Origin of the sequence: Marinobacter vinifirmus, from assembly GCF_002258215.1 — a bacterium.
GTDB classification, from domain to species: domain Bacteria; phylum Pseudomonadota; class Gammaproteobacteria; order Pseudomonadales; family Oleiphilaceae; genus Marinobacter; species Marinobacter vinifirmus.
The window spans coordinates 88,250-103,461 of the sequence record NZ_NEFY01000008.1; the positions used below are offsets into that span (position 1 = coordinate 88,250).

A 15,212-nucleotide genomic window follows, 5' to 3' on the forward strand; every position below is an offset into this window, starting at 1 on the left:
CGAAGTCTCCACACATCATCGAAGAGTTCAACTTAATGGCGCATTATCAGAAGAACCGTGATTTGCCAGGCTGGTTCAAGCTGGAAAATTACAATGGAACCGAAGCCTTCAAGGCTGCTGAGTGGTTAGCGTGTATTCGTATAAGAAAGAACATCATGGATGTCCTCTCAACACATAAATTTGAGGGGCTCTCATTACACGATGAAACAATGTGGGAGTTGAGTGACACCTATGACTTAGTTCCAGAGATGCCCGAAGAGCTATCTGCGCTCAGGCAAGCACCATTGGATCTGGAAGCCTGTAAAAGCTGGGCCTCGTTTGCCGCAGATTACAACCGTCGGTCATCCGAAGTTCCTGTTAGAGAAATGCTCTTTTCAGACTTGGCAAACCAGTGGGCAGCTGACCGTTTGCAAGCAGACAGTGATGGCATCTCTTGCGAGCGTTGGCACGAACTGGAACAGTGGCCGACGATTTCGGGCGAAGTTAAGCAATCCACTCTTGGTGCTGGCAGGGATGACCACGTTTCACTTGTGGTTGATATGAAGGCTTCAAATGCCGTTTTGCTGGATGCCTTTAAGGCTTGGCTAAAGGAGTGGCGGAAGCAAGAACACAATAGACAGCGAACTCCACTCTATTCGCGCTGGGCACGCTATAGAGTCCTGGAATACTTGGATCTTTGGATCTGGTGTGTCGAAAGCGGCGTCATAAAGTCCTCTGAAGAAATGTTCGAGGCAGTTGGATACAAAAAGAGCTTTGAGAACTTTGAGAAAACCGTTGAGCCAATGATCAAAGCTCTAGTGAAAGATCTCGGCCATCTTGAGGCTGTAGCAGCAAAGGAAGTCAGTCAGGTGGCGCGTAACACATAGTCAACGGTCATTCAAGGTAAACTTTTTAGCCGAAATACTTGGTCTTCTTCGCCGAAAACTGATCTAGATAATAGATAACCGAATCCACAAAGCGCCAGAAAGCGCATAGGAGATTTGGTTATGTCTACCATCGCAAAGCCCCGCCGCATCATGCGCCTACCTGAAGTCAAAGCCGCCACTGGTTTTGGTCGGGCGCATATCTACAACCTGATGAAAGAAGGCAGATTCCCCAAAGCCCGTAAGATCGGTGCCCGTGCCGTTGGCTGGGACAGTCAGCAGGTAGAAAGCTGGGTAGCCGCTCAGCTGGATGGGGAGGCCTGATATGAAAATGGCGACCCATTCCGAAGAACAAAGCCGCCTTCGTAAGGCCAATATCAACGCAAGGCCGCTTAGCAAGATTGCCCGGATATTGTCCGTATTTCTGACCGGTGCCAGCTTCAACCGGTTTGAAGCCGAGCGCATTGGCGATCACTGCTTGCACAGCACCATTTCAGATCTCACGAATCGACACGGTCTGAATTTCAAGCGCCAGAATGAGCGAGTTCCAAATCATTGGGGCAAGCCTTGTACCGTGGTTCGCTACAGCCTCCCGGAATCCGAGCGCCAGAAGGCCCTGGCAGTGATGAAGTGGCTCACCCGCAAAAGCGATATCAACGACGGGGAAGAAGGCAATGAATAAGAAACCTTCAACCCGAAATCTGCTTATCAAAGCTGCTGTCTGGCTCCAAAGCCGGCCCGCAATTATGGATTTTTTGGTAGTCGTGGCTGCCGTTGCCTTGATTCTGGTGGGAGGCTACCTATGAGTGCTTCTGTTATTGCTTTTGCCGATGTACTCCAAGAAGCGTTTGGCCCGCTTGGATGGATGCCAATCCCAGATGGAGAGCTTCACCGGTTTCATGTGCCGGGCGATAGCCGTGGAACCACTAACGGCTGGTATGTTCTGTTTCTGGATGGTATCCCGGCTGGGGTTTATGGAACTTGGAAGGATGGTAAAACCAGAAGATGGTGTGCTCGACAGCCAGCTAGCCGTGCGGAAGCTAGACAGGTTGCTGAGCGTGTAAGGCTGGCCATTCGCCAACGTGAAGCGGCAAGGGCTGAGGCGCAGAGGGCTGCGGCGGAGCGGGCTAATCAAATATGGCCCAATGCCCAGCCTGCTAACCCGAGGCATTTTTACCTTGAAGGAAAGCGAACCCCGCCGTACCAGACGCGCCAAAATGGCGAAACTCTGTGGATACCGATTTACGGTGATGGTTTGTTGGTCAACCTACAACAGATCACGCCGGACGGGAAGAAGCGCTTTCTGAAGGGAGGCAGAATAAAGGGGTGTTACTCACCCCTCGGCCAACCAGAACCCGAAAAGCCGTTGTACGTCTGCGAAGGCTTTGCCACAGGGGCCACGATCCATGCGGAGACAGGTGCGGCGGTGGCATGTGCTATGACAGCGCAGAACCTGCTGAGTGTGGGGCGCTATCTGCGGCAGCGTTACCCAAGAAGCTCACTGATTATCGCCGGTGATGATGATCGTAAAGCGGCATCTGAAGGCAAGGGTAACGCTGGCGTTGAATGCGCGACGAAAGCTGCTCAGGAGCTGGGTTGCGCGTTGGTGTTGCCCGACTTTCCGCCGGAGGCCCCTCTTGAACTCTCGGATTTTAACGACCTGGCGGTTTGGAGGGCGACAAAGTGAACGCAGTGACGATGTCGCCTTTGATACCGACGCCCATGTATCCGCAACCGGAAACGCCCTTCAGCTTTGTGGCAGCCGCCAACATGCCGGTAAACCCCATTGCCTGGCTGGTTGAGGGGTATATCGAAGAAGATGCGATTGCAGTTATGTATGGCGCTCCGGGCAAGGGGAAGTCATTCCTTGCCTTGGATGTCTCCTGCTGTATCGCCAGCAAAACGCAGTTCCATGGGCGCCACGTGAAGCCCGGGGCGGTGTTCTATATCGCGGGTGAGGGTCACAACGGCCTGGCACGACGGCTGCGGGCCTGGGCCCAGCTTAACCAGCAAGAGATGCCGGAGCTGTTGTTCATCTCGGAGGCCGCTGCTGAACTATCCAGTAGCACCAGCGCCGCAAGCGTGGCCCAGGCTGTCCAACAGCTGGCGGACGCGACGGGTGAAACTCCAGTGCTGATCGTTATCGACACATTGGCCCGGAACTTCGGAGGCGACGAGAACAGCGCAACCGATATGGGCCAGTTTGTTCGCAACGCTGACACACTGCGCCGACGCTGGAACGCCACAGTGCTCATTGTTCATCACAGTGGAAAGGATGGAGACAGAGGAGCCCGGGGTTCTTCTGCCCTGAAAGGTGCTGCGGATGCCGAGTACGAGGTGAATCGCGGCAATGAGGACAAGCTGATCCGCCTAATCCCCAGGAAGATGAAAGATGCGGAGGAGCCAGAGCCCCTTGCCTTTGAGTTGGTCGGTGTACCAATTCAGGATGACTCGGGGAATCCGATAATGGGAGCAGCCTTGAAGTCCGCTGAATACACCATGCCGGAGCCAGATACCGAAAGGTTAGGTAAGAAGCAGAAGGCTGCCCTGGATGTTCTGGAGCGGCTTCACAACGAGATAGCTGAGAGGCTTGCCAGCCAGGGCAGGGAGGATCACCCGGTCAACGTCACCACGAAGCAATGGAAGCAGTCTTGCGAAGAGGAAGGTGTGCCCCGGCAACGCTTTCACGATGCGAAGAATACCTTGGTTGAGAGGGGGAAGATTCGGATTGATGGGCCGCATGTTTACCTTGTCCGTCCGGATTGGAACCCCATAGGGACACCGGACAGGACGGACAGTGCGAATAGCACCAAAAACGGACAAAGCGGACAGGAACCGGACAATATCCGGACAGCGACCGGACAAAATACCCAGCCAGAAAAACAGGGGAGGGAATGACCATGGCAGACCTAATGCCCCAGAAGCAGCAGGAAGTGGCGCGCGACCAGAGGCGTGCGGAACAGACTCTCGCTCAAACCATAACCACCCCGGAATGTCTCAGCGCCTCAGTGCTGACTATCTGCCAGAGCGTGGATCACTCCAACGTGACCGAGCTGGTAGCTGAGCTCAAAAGGCAGTCGAGTGCCATTAATGCGGATGACCTCTCCCGGGCTGAGGCCATGCTAACGGCCCAGGCGCACACTCTGGATGGCCTGTTCGCCAAGTTAACCACCGACGCGCTCGCAAGCGGCAACCTTGAGAAACTGGAGCGCTATATGAAGCTGGCACTCAAGGCTCAGAACCAGGCCAGGGCCACCCTGCAAACACTGGTTGAGCTGAAGGCGCCAAAGAGGGTTGCCTTCGTTCAGCAGGCCAACATTGGTAACCAGGTACAGGTTAACAACGAAGGACAACGCGCGCGCACGCGGAAAAAACGAAAAGCGCCAAACAAACTATTGGAGGCAGATCATGGCGAATGGCTGGACACCAGAACGGCGGGCAAAGCAGGCGGAGATGATCCGGCAATGGCAACCGTGGAAAGACAGCACCGGCCCCACAAGCGATGATGGCAAAGCCAAGGTCTCACGCAATGCCTGGAAAGGTGGTGTTAGGCCGCAGCTTAGGGAACTGTCGAAGGCGCTCAAGGAGGTGGAACAACAGCGGCGGGAGCTTTTATAGGCCCCGCCGGCCGGTTCACTGGGTTAGCCATACCCACGTTCAAGGTAACCAGATATCCGGGTGTTGCTCCAGTCGTTGGCCGCTGTGAGCAACTCATCCCGCAAGTAGGCCACCACATCCTGTGTCGCGACCGGGTAGGTTTCGCGCTCTTCCTCCAGCTTGGTATCCCAGTCGTCGCCTTCCTGCGTTAAAAGCCAGAGCGCATCCAGTTCATGGGGGAGAAGCCGCTTTACCCGATTCTCAATGAACGTGTCCATGGTGGCTAGGTAGGCATCCCAGTAAAACGAGTGCTCCTTTGACCTGCTGCTGTTGAACACAGATTTCATCCCAGATTGTTCCCCAGACCGGAGTCCTCACCGGATAAAAGGCTTTCCTTCATGCCCTGGAGGTCTCTAATACAGCCCGTTATAAGATTTTTCGTAAGAGTTTGTCCGAGATCCTGAGTGATTCGGTGTTCAGTAAGCTTCCTTGCAATATTCTTCGTTTCCTTGTGGTTGTCAGATATCCAGAGGTGGTAGGGCGTTGACAATTTTTTGGGTTTCTAGACTGACTGTGACCACACGCTGGAACAGCTCCAAGGGGTACTTTGGGTTACCCATGGTTTCTATGGCCCAGTTGTTTGCGTCATTGACGATACCACTCGCTTTGTGAGCTTTGACTCCTTGACGTTCCATAACCCAGTCTAATGCGGCTTTTCCATTGACTGTGTATTCCCAAGCATTTCTCGGAATACCGCTAAGGGTGATGCTTCTGTTGTAAATCACAGTGCTTAGGTCGTTGATCTTTTTGCCAGTGTTTGGGTCTGTGATCTTTGCGAACTTCATTTTCTCAACACGGTAGTCAGCATCGGTTAGTTTGCCTTTGCTTTTGGTTTCGATGGTAAGAGGGAAGGGCGTAGCTGACTCGTAGTTCAGGTGGAGGTCAGCTAAGGTGCGACCGGCATTGCAAAATGCCCAGAAATCATCAACCTTTCGCACAGCTGGGATGCGAGGGAGCTCTTTGCTGAGATTATCAGCGTACCGTTCACGATAGTCTCTAGAGTGTAAAATGCCGTAGACATAGTAAAATAGGTCGTCTTTGTTGAGTTGTGTTCCAGGGTAAGAGGATTGGAAATGCTCTAAGCCACTGTCACTAATGGCATCCTTACGTTTCAGACGACTGCTAGCTCCATCGGAGAAAAGATCGTAATCATTTCTTTCTAACCCGTTGCTTTTCTCGTAATAGTAAAGAGGGAAGCACTGGCCTTTCTCTATAATGTCATAGCTGGGAGGTAGCTGGGATACGAGTGCTGAAAACCCACTTCTATCTCCTACGCCCGATACACAGATCACGAGATTCTCAGCTTCAGCGTTGGGAAAGATGCGCGGCATTTGAAGAATCATTTCGTTAAAGATGCGGTTAAAGTAGAGCCACTGTTTTGTAAACGGACGATATAGGCTGGGGACTAAGCAGCTGTTATCAAATTTATAAAGGCGGCCTTTCACGAGGTTTTGTTTTAAGCCTCGCGTCCAGCTAATTTTTGTTGGATCAGCATCAACAAAGTTGTCCACGAGCTCCTGTCGTTGTTTCTCATCTACATCACTGGATGTGCTACCGAAGCGAGTTACCTCAGAGTTGTAGAAGTCAATCATGCGTGTCATGTTGGCTGTGACGGCAGCCTTGGAAGAGTTGTAGCACCAAGCATCACGGTTGGTCTTTACGCCGCCTGAGTAGTTGCTAAAAACTCCGGCACCGCTTTTTTTGTCTCCTATTGGAATAAACTGGGAGAAGCCCTCATCTCGTTGGCGAAGCCAGTCTCCGTGGGCGTTTGGGATTATGGACTTCCAGCTGTCTATTCCGGAAGTGCTTTCAAGGCTGACAAGTTTGTTTAGCTTTTCGTCTAAGCTAAGATCATCTCCAATATCGTAATAATACACTTTCCCAATTTCAGGCGCGTCCGGGTTTTTGACCAGTAGAGAAATTGCTATCCCAGCCATGCTCCCACTGCCGAAAACATTCTGTCCTTCCTTAGCCCTCCCTTTGCTAAGCATATTTTTTCGGATGTCCCCCCTAAGGTTGAGCACATAGATACTGCTAAACTCTTCAGCTAAACATAGGCGAACTCCATCCATTGCAGGTTTTTCAAGAAAGCCGCCATTGGTAACAAAACCAACTATTCCTGCTTCGCCTATTCGGTTGCTGGCCCATCGAATGGCGCGAATGTAGCTGTCATACAATGAATTTTTTAGCGTTGCCTGCGATCTGGACGCATAGGTGTTTCGAATCTGTGCGTCTAAGGCTGGGTAGTCAACATTTGCGTTATTGGCGTTGGCATCCCCCTGTCCCACTGAATATGGTGGGTTCCCTACAATTACCCGAATGTCGAGTTCTTTTTGTCGTTTGCGCCGCTCACTGTTGTCCTCAAGGAGTGAATCGACCAAATCATCTTTCTCGTACATTTGGAACGTGTCAGTCAGGCAAATGCCTTGAAATGGAATGTAGTCACCACCCACTAAGCCGTGATAAACGGCTTCGATGTTGATTGCTGCGATGTAGTAGGCGAGCAGCACCAATTCGTTAGCATGGATCTCATTACGATATTTATGGGCAAGCTCCTCTTGTCTGATGAATCCTGATTGGAGTAGCCGCGTGATAAATGTACCAGTGCCGGTGAATGGATCAATAATATGTACGCCTTTACTGCCAAGCGTTTGGTCGAATTCTTTATGAAGCAGATGATTTACGCTATGGAGTATGAAATCCACGATCTCCACAGGGGTATACACGATGCCCAGCTTATCGCGTAGTCGAGGGAAAGCGTTGGCAAAGAACTTGTCGTAGAGTTCCACGATGATCCTTTGTTTGCCAGCTGCGTTGTTGATGCCTGAAGCTCGCATACGAACGCTCTGGTAGAACTTCTCCAGGGTATCGGCTTCTTTGTTCAGTTGGTGTTCTTGTAGTGCGTTCAACACCGATTGCATAGCCAAGGACATGGGGTTGTGACTGGCGAAGCTATAGTTTTCGAAGAGAGCGTCAAACACCGGCTTGGTGATCAGATGTTGGGCGAGCATTTCAATGATTTCGGCATCACTGATGCTGTCGTTTAGGTCGTCTCGGAGTTCAGTAGCGAAGGCTTCGAATGTGGCCCGCTCGCTAATGTTGTCGGGGTTTTCTAAAATGCCCTGAATTCTGTCGATATGGGTGCGGGCAATCTTGGCAATGTCGTTGGCCCAGTCTTCCCAGTGCTGGCGGTTGCCACACTTCTCGACAATCTTGGCATAGATGGCGCGCTCGATTTCACCGACTTCGTAGGTGAGCTCTCCTTGAGTCATCTGGCCTTCGGTGTCATAGCCGGCAGGCTTTTCACCGATACCATATTTTCCCTTTCCGGCATTCTTGTTCTTAGTTGCGCTGCTCCGCTTGGTCTTCTTATCTACTTTGTCGGTGATGGCGATGACTTCCATCTTGTGCCGATCAGGCCCGTTCAAATCCAGCTTGTTGATAGTGGAGTCAAAGCTATCATCGTGAGAACGCAGTGCCTGGAGCACCTGCCAGACTACTTTATAGGTATGATTGTCATTGAGTGCCTCATGGGCTTCCATACCGGCAGGGATCACCACAGGAAGCACCACGTAGCCGCGTTTTTTGCCGGGGGCGTTACGCATCACTCGACCAACGGATTGCACTACATCTACTTGAGAATTGCGCGGGGTGAGGAACAGCACAGAGTCCAGTGCCGGCACATCCACGCCCTCGGATAGACAACGCACGTTGCTCAGTATGCGGCAGGTGTTGGGCGGGGTTTCTTCTTTCAGCCAGGTAAGCTGAGCTTCTTTCTGACTGGCGTTCATGCCTCCGTCCACGTGCGCGGCTTCGCAGATGAGGCGGGCGTCTTCATCAAGCTCTTCGGATTCCTGATAAGCCTCAACTACGGATTGGAACATGTTAGCGATGTTGATGGAGCTAACTTTGTGCTTGGTGCCTTTATAGTTGGGAGAGATCACCTGACAAAAGGCTACCGCGCGTTTCATTGGCTGGTCATCCCCTGTCAGGCCCTCAGCTAACCCTTGTTTTGACAACGCTTTCCAGCACCCGACGATTTTCGCCGCGTCGTCAACTTTGAGCTGGTTATCCTCATCCTTCAACAGGTTCTGGAGGCGACGGCTGATAACACTTTCTTCCACGGTTAGAACCAGCACCTTGTAATCCACGAGCAGGCCGCGCTGAACCGCCTCGGAGAAGTTAATGATGAAGAGTTCTTTGCCATAGAGCGCTTCGTCGTCCATCGAGCAGAGCGTTACATCACCGGATTCGGCTTTGACCTTCGCACTATCGCCATAGATTCGGGGTGTAGCGGTCATATAAAGGCGCTTGGCAGCGCGAATGTATTCGGCATCGTGAATCCGCACGAAGTTGCTTTCGTCGTCTTCGCCAAAGGTGGCGCCGGTGGTTCGATGAGCTTCGTCGCAGATGACAAGATCGAAGTCTGCCAGGTTGTGGTCGTGCTGGGCGCGACTTATTACGTCGATGGAGTGATAGGTAGAGAACACCACGCTCATGCTGTCATTGTCATGGCGTTTGAGCATTTCCGCCGCAAGTCGGTCAGGCTTAGTGGTTGCTGGGTAGCGCAGTTCATGCGTAAACACCTGAACGGCATCATCCTCAGCCTTACGTTTTTTGCCCACATCGCTGTCAGAACAAACGGCAAAGCTGTGGAGTGGGGTATCACTCTCCTGTGTCCACTCGGTCAGTGTCTGTGATAGCAGAGAGAGGCTGGGTACCAAAAACAGCACACGCTTGCCTTTGCCCGCCAGTTGTTCGGCAATTTTCAAGCTGGTAAAGGTCTTACCTGTGCCGCAAGCCATGATCAGTTTGCCACGCTCAGCATGGTTCAGGCCGTAGGCGACGGAATTCAGGGCGGATTGCTGGTGTTCACGCAGTTGCTTCTTGGTTCTTAGAACAACGGCTTGTTTGTGCTGGTACTTTGCCCAGTCGATCTGGCTGTCTTCCAGCGCTTGGAGGTCGATTTTGCTGACAGGAGGTTGCTGGCCCTGTAACGCATCTTCCGCGTGATCACTCCAATTGTTGGTGGTGGTCACGATAATACGATGGGAAAAGGGCGCTTTACCGGAGGCCGTAAAGAAACTGTCAATGTCCTTTTTCTGGACTCGGTAGTCCTCTGCGTAAAGCTTGCACTGTATCGCGTGATACTCGCCGGTCCCTTTGGTGAGCGCTACCAGGTCAATACCCGTGTCGCGCCCATCCAGTCCCTGTTCCTTTGCCCAGTCAGAGTATGTCCAAACCTGCTTGTACAGGTCTCGATACGTTGCCTCGTTGCGCAGGTAGGTGCGAATCAGCTCTTCAAAGTAGGTGCCTTTCTCGCGTTCAGTAACGGAGGTTGCGCGATAATGGTCGAGTAGGGCTGAAAGGGCTGACATGGTTGGGTTCCTGTTTTTCTGGTGTTGTGCGAATGTCGTGCAAAATTGCGCAAGAGTCTACCTTGCCGTATCGAAGGATTCAGCTCGTTAGTTATGTTTTGACTTATGTCGGTGGATACTCTGGGTTAGACCACGGTTAACTCGTACCCAACAGCACGGAGGTCTTTGATTATTCCGTAGGCAACTTCCTCAATACTCGCGCTGTATTTCTTGTAAATCATGCCGCTAATGTCGCTTGGCAATGTGACATCGCCGGTGTAAAGACAGCATGTTCTTGATCTTCCAAGTTTCCCTACGAAATAGCCAAATTCAAATACAACATTTGGCCTTGCTCTGAGCTCCTTTGTTCGTTCTTGATCTGGCTTGCCATCCTCATTGGCTCCATAGGCAACTTCGTCGGGTGTCAGGAGAATAAAGGCATACCCTACATCGCTATGTTTTTCGAACTTCTCGATAATAGTCAGTCCCTCATCCGCCTGGCGATGCAAAACGATGGGGTCTAAACCTATCTCTCTCAGGAATATTTCTAGATTCGTTTTGGCCACTTCGTCGTGACCATGAACTACAAACACCTTTTTGGTGATTGCTGCGGCCGGATTTGTTCTAGACGGTGTTGGTGCTGCAACACCTGTCGACTCAGGAATTAATTCTAATCGTTCCTTTATTGAGTTGAGCCGCTGTACCTTTTTATCAATATCATCGTGTAAGTCACGAATTTCCTCAGACCTGGACGGGCCGCCACCAAGTGACATGAATGCCACTCCAACCCAGGCGCTGTATTCGTCCGCGATTTCATCGGAAGTGAATAGCCGTTTCAACAGTTCCTCGTTGTAATCGTTCCAGATTCTAAATTCATTTTTTACTTCTTCGTAGGTCTGATGGGAACTTGCTAGTCGACTCTTGAGTTCTGTACCTTTGACGATACGGTCCTCGAGCTTGGATTCCGCTTCGGCGTGAGTTACCTCAAGGAGTAGCGGTTTCCTTGCTTCTGGTGGTGTAGATTTCTTTCTTGAGGCCATAGTGTTTTCCTTGTGACTTTACTGGTGATATTAGTTGCCGGGTGCGTGGCCGGTAGCTATTTCCGGATTGTCAGTCAGGAAGTTCCGTTCTTCGAGCGAGCCGCGTTACGGTCGGCTTCCAGACCTGAAATTAAATTGCCAATGTTGTCAGTCTTGCCTTGGTAGGGGGTTAACGGGGCTTTTCCATCGCTGGCAGCCTTTCCTTAAACTCACTCGCCGCCGTGATGGCTTTTGCTTTGATTTTTCCAGGTCCGCCGCTGGCTGGCTCCGTTGATCGTCAATGTCAGAAATAAAGCCTCGCTCCAGAGACCTTTCTATTTGGGCAGAGTATGACATTGCTGCCTTGTATAAAAGGAGGCAGGTGAATCAGGTCTCACAGTTTGGCGATCTGGATTATTGCGGTGGCTCAGAAGGCACAGTGATGAAAAACGATTCGTCTGATTTGGTGGGGCAAAAAGTGGGGCAAAAATGGAAGGCAGGAAAAAACTCCAAACATAAAAAAATCCAACCACCGCTAAGTGATTGGATTTTCAGGGGAATTCTGGTCGGGACGGTAGGATTTGAACCTACGACCCCCTGCACCCCATGCAGGTGCGCTACCAAGCTGCGCTACGCCCCGTAAACTGCTGTCCACCAAGAAAAGAGGTTTATCTCAGTGGCTTAGCGGGAGCGAAGTCTACACCAGCCCACGGTAAAAATAAACAGGGCGCTGGCGATTTTCTTCGCGGAATTACCGGAGCTTGGTTTCCCGCAGTTTCAGGATGAATTCCGGCGGCTCGAAGGTGTCGGCCCGGGCATCGTCCCAGTATTTGTCGAAAACGGTCAGCCCGGTTTTGCCTTCCAGCAGGGCGCCGGGTTCCAGGAAGGGGAAGAGATCCAGGTAGCTGTGTACCTCAGTTTTGGACACCCGCCGAACAATGTGTTCCGGCCCCAGTTCCGACGGATGCTTCAAGCCGGAGGCTTCCAGCAGGTTCTGAAGGGCATCCAGGGTGTTCTTGTGGAAGTTGTACACCCGCTCGCTCTTCAGTGGGACATCCAGTTTGTTACCCCGGCGGGGGTCCTGTGTCGCAACGCCGGAAGGGCATCGGCCGGTGTGGCAATTCAGGGCCTGGATGCAGCCGAGGGCGAACATATAACCGCGTGCCGCGTTACACCAGTCGGCGCCCAGGGCCAGGGTGCGGGCAATGTTGAACGCAGACGTGATCTTGCCGGCGGCACCAATGGCGATATCTTCCCGCAGGTTGGCGCCAACCAGTGTGTTATGAACCAGCAGCAGGGCTTCGGTCAGCGGCATGCCCAGCCGGTTGATGAATTCCAGCGGTGCGGCACCGGTACCACCTTCTCCTCCATCCACCACAATGAAGTCCGGTTTCTTGCCGGTTGCCAGCATGGCTTTGACGATGGCAAACCATTCCCATGGATGGCCGATCGCCAGCTTGAAGCCCACCGGTTTGCCGCCGGAGAGTTCCCGCAACTGGTCCAGGAATTCCAACAGCTCAACCGGGTTGGAAAAGGCGGAATGGCTGGCCGGTGATATGCAGTCTTCCCCCATTTGAACGCCACGGGCTTCGGCGATTTCCCGGGTGACTTTTTCACCGGGCAAAATACCTCCGTGGCCGGGTTTTGCCCCCTGAGATAGTTTGACCTCTATCATTTTCACCTGGTCCAGCGTGGCATTCTGCCGGAACATGTCCGGGTTGAAGCTGCCGTCCGGATTGCGGCAGCCAAAGTAGCCTGAACCTATCTCCCAGACCAGGTCACCACCGGGTTCCCGGTGGTAGCGGGATATCGATCCTTCGCCGGTGTCGTGGTAGAAGCCGCCTTTGCGCGCTCCGGCGTTCAGGCTGAGGATGGCATTGGCGGACAGGGAGCCAAAACTCATGGCGGAAATGTTGAACACACTGGCGCTGTAGGGTTTCGCGCAGTTTCTGCCAATCACAATGCGGAAGTCGCTGTTATCCAGCCGCGTCGGGGTGAGGGAGTGGTTCATCCACTCGAAGCCTTCCTCGTACATGCTTAGCTGGGAGCCGAAAGGGCGCTTGTCCAGAACCTGCTTGGCGCGCTGGTAAACGATGGTGCGCTGTTCCCGGGAGAAGGGGCGCTCCTCGGTGTCGGACTGGATAAAGTACTGGCGGATTTCTGGCCCCACAGATTCGAACAGGTAGCGGAAGTTCGCCATGATCGGATAATTGCGGCTCACCGTATGACTGCGCTGCAGTAGGTCCCAGGTGCCCAGGGCGGTCAGCGCCGCGAAGATCACCGGTATGAGGTACCAGCCGCCAAGCCACAGGGTAACAGGCAGGGAGATGATCAGCCCGGCAATGCTGATGGCGTAGGCGGAATAACGTACTGGGAAGGTGGTGGTTTTCGCCATAGTGACCTCTGGAGGACGAACGGATGTGTGAAGCCTGCAGCTACAAAACCTATCTTACGGAAACCTTGCCGGGTTGGAACCGCTGATTGTGAAAGTTTTCAGGCACTTCCTGAACGTTTGTCTATGCTTATGGTTGGTGGCGTGATCGTTTTGCTGCTTTGATATTTTGAGATCAAAGTAATAAGATGACGCGCCTGTAACGTTTGAATATCTATTCATGCGTCTGAATATAGAACTGTCAAAAATCACACCAGAATCAGGAGGCTCCAACGTGGGCGAGGTAGTGAAAGACGAGTATCAGACGGACTACGTCGCAGGCCAAGATAATATCAGTCCGTTTGGCCTGGACCTGCATAACTGGGTGTTCCCGGTAACAGCAGTTATTGTAGTTCTGTTTGTTATAGCCACTCTGCTGTTTCCGGCTATGGCCAAGGAAACGCTTGATGGTGCAAAGTGGGGAATTATTGCCAGTTTTGACTGGTTTTTCCTGCTCAGTGCCAACATCTTCGTGATTGTCAGCCTGGCGCTGATCTTCATGCCGGTGGGCAAAATCCGCCTGGGTGGCCAGGATGCCAAGCCGGAATTTTCCACTATGTCCTGGTTTGCCATGCTGTTCGCGGCCGGTATGGGTATTGGCCTGATGTTCTGGGCCGTCGCCGAGCCGGTTGCCTACTACACGGGCTGGTACGAAACGCCGTTCAATGTCGAGGCGAACACGCCCGCAGCCCGCGACCTGGCGATGGGTTCAACCATCTACCACTGGGGCCTTCACCCCTGGGCAATCTACGCCATTGTGGCTTTGTCCCTGGCGTTCTTCGCCTTTAACAAGAACATGCCACTGACCATCCGCTCGGCGTTCTTCCCGCTGCTGAAAGACCGCGTATGGGGTTGGCCCGGGCACATCATTGATGTGCTGGCGGTTGTTGCGACCATCTTCGGCCTGGCAACCTCCCTTGGCTTCGGTGCCCAGCAGGCAGCCTCCGGCCTGGATTACCTGTTCGACTTGGGTTCCGGAACCAACGTGCAGATGGCCATCATTGTGGGTGTTACCGCAGTGGCCCTGGTCTCGGTTCTGCGCGGCCTGGACGGCGGTGTGAAGGTGCTGAGTAACATCAACATGATAACGGCTGGCGTACTGCTGTTCTTCATCCTGTTCGCCGGCCCCACCATGACTATCCTGGAAACGATCTGGGTAACGTCCTCCAGCTATGTGGCCAATGTGGTGCCCCTGAGCAACCCGTTCGGCCGTGAAGATTCCGCCTGGATGCAGGGCTGGACTGTGTTCTACTGGGCCTGGTGGATTTCCTGGTCACCGTTCGTAGGTATGTTTATTGCCCGTGTATCCAAGGGCCGTACCGTGCGTGAGTTTGTGACTGCTGTGCTGATTATCCCCACCGTGATCACTACCGTGTGGATGAGCGGCTTTGGCGGCACCGCGCTGGAGCAGATCCAGCAAGGCGTTGGCGTGCTGGCAGAGAATGGGCTGACTGAAGTGTCCCTGGCCACCTTCCAGATGTTTGAAGGCCTGCCGCTGACCGGCATTATCTCCTTCGTCGGGATTATCCTGGTGCTGGTGTTCTTCGTAACCTCATCGGATTCCGGTTCGCTGGTTATCGACAGCATCACTGCTGGCGGTAAAACCGATGCACCCACTGCACAGCGCGTGTTCTGGGTGGTTATGGAAGGTGCCATTGCCGCGGCGCTGATCTTTGGCGGCGGTGATGATGCGCTTGGCGCCATTCAGGCCGTGGCCATCAGTGCGGGCTTGCCGTTTACGGTGATCCTGCTGATCATGACCTGGGGCTTGCTCAAGGGCCTCACCCATGAGCGGAAACTGCTGCTTCAGCGGGGCGAATTGCTCTGATCAGCTGAAGTAACGGAATAAAAAACCGGGGCTGTGAAAGGCCCCGGTTTTTTTGTG

11 protein-coding genes, 1 tRNA gene and 1 pseudogene are annotated in these 15,212 nt (G+C 53.0%); 7 read left to right on the forward strand and 6 right to left on the reverse strand.

What is annotated here, in order from left to right; genetic code table 11:
• Nucleotides 1-35 precede the first annotated feature (35 nt).
• From B9Q17_RS11530 to B9Q17_RS11555, 6 genes are all read left to right on the forward strand, one after another.
• Nucleotides 36-866, forward strand: coding sequence for a DUF6387 family protein (locus B9Q17_RS11530; RefSeq protein WP_094625338.1), 831 nt, complete (start codon nt 36-38; stop codon nt 864-866).
• A 120-nt stretch (nt 867-986) separates the two neighbouring features.
• On the forward strand, nt 987-1,187 hold the full coding sequence (locus B9Q17_RS11535; protein WP_094625339.1) for an AlpA family transcriptional regulator: 201 nt from the start codon (nt 987-989) through the stop codon (nt 1,185-1,187).
• A 1-nt stretch (nt 1,188) separates the two neighbouring features.
• Complete coding sequence (locus B9Q17_RS11540; protein WP_208618781.1) at nt 1,189-1,545, forward strand: hypothetical protein; 357 nt, start codon at nt 1,189-1,191, stop codon at nt 1,543-1,545.
• Between the two features lie 120 nt (nt 1,546-1,665).
• Nucleotides 1,666-2,550, forward strand: coding sequence for a toprim domain-containing protein (locus B9Q17_RS11545; protein ID WP_094625340.1), 885 nt, complete (start codon nt 1,666-1,668; stop codon nt 2,548-2,550).
• Nucleotides 2,547-3,761 (forward strand): AAA family ATPase, encoded by a 1,215-nt coding sequence (locus tag B9Q17_RS11550; RefSeq protein WP_154707633.1) that lies wholly within the window; start codon nt 2,547-2,549, stop codon nt 3,759-3,761. The genes B9Q17_RS11545 and B9Q17_RS11550 overlap by 4 nt, the downstream gene beginning before the upstream one ends.
• A gap of 2 nt (nt 3,762-3,763) precedes the next feature.
• Nucleotides 3,764-4,369 carry a hypothetical protein gene (locus tag B9Q17_RS11555; RefSeq protein ID WP_154707634.1) on the forward strand — a complete coding sequence of 202 codons (606 nt, stop codon included), beginning with the start codon at nt 3,764-3,766 and terminating at the stop codon, nt 4,367-4,369.
• 135 nt (nt 4,370-4,504) lie between these two features.
• Here B9Q17_RS11555 and B9Q17_RS11560 read toward each other — a convergent pair whose 3' ends face one another.
• The 6 genes and pseudogenes from B9Q17_RS11560 to B9Q17_RS11580 form a co-directional block, all read right to left on the reverse strand.
• Nucleotides 4,505-4,807 carry a hypothetical protein gene (locus B9Q17_RS11560; RefSeq protein WP_094625343.1) on the reverse strand — a complete coding sequence of 101 codons (303 nt, stop codon included), beginning with the start codon at nt 4,805-4,807 and terminating at the stop codon, nt 4,505-4,507.
• Between the two features lie 171 nt (nt 4,808-4,978).
• A complete protein-coding gene (locus tag B9Q17_RS11565) occupies nt 4,979-9,898 on the reverse strand; it encodes a DEAD/DEAH box helicase (protein WP_094625344.1) in 4,920 nt (1,639 codons plus the stop codon).
• Nucleotides 9,899-10,023: 125 nt separating this feature from the next.
• A complete protein-coding gene (locus B9Q17_RS11570) occupies nt 10,024-10,917 on the reverse strand; it encodes a TIR domain-containing protein (RefSeq protein WP_094625345.1) in 894 nt (297 codons plus the stop codon).
• Nucleotides 10,918-11,231: 314 nt separating this feature from the next.
• A pseudogene (locus B9Q17_RS18575) lies at nt 11,232-11,435 on the reverse strand (hypothetical protein); the annotation flags it as partial.
• Between the two features lie 24 nt (nt 11,436-11,459).
• Nucleotides 11,460-11,536: transfer RNA gene (locus B9Q17_RS11575), tRNA-Pro, on the reverse strand.
• 111 nt (nt 11,537-11,647) lie between these two features.
• Nucleotides 11,648-13,291, reverse strand: coding sequence for an FMN-binding glutamate synthase family protein (locus B9Q17_RS11580; protein WP_094625346.1), 1,644 nt, complete (start codon nt 13,289-13,291; stop codon nt 11,648-11,650).
• A gap of 271 nt (nt 13,292-13,562) precedes the next feature.
• Between B9Q17_RS11580 and B9Q17_RS11585 the strand changes: the two genes are divergently transcribed.
• Nucleotides 13,563-15,155, forward strand: a complete 1,593-nt coding sequence (locus B9Q17_RS11585; protein WP_022989358.1) for a BCCT family transporter — start codon at nt 13,563-13,565, stop codon at nt 15,153-15,155.
• The last annotated feature ends 57 nt before the right edge of the window (nt 15,156-15,212 follow it).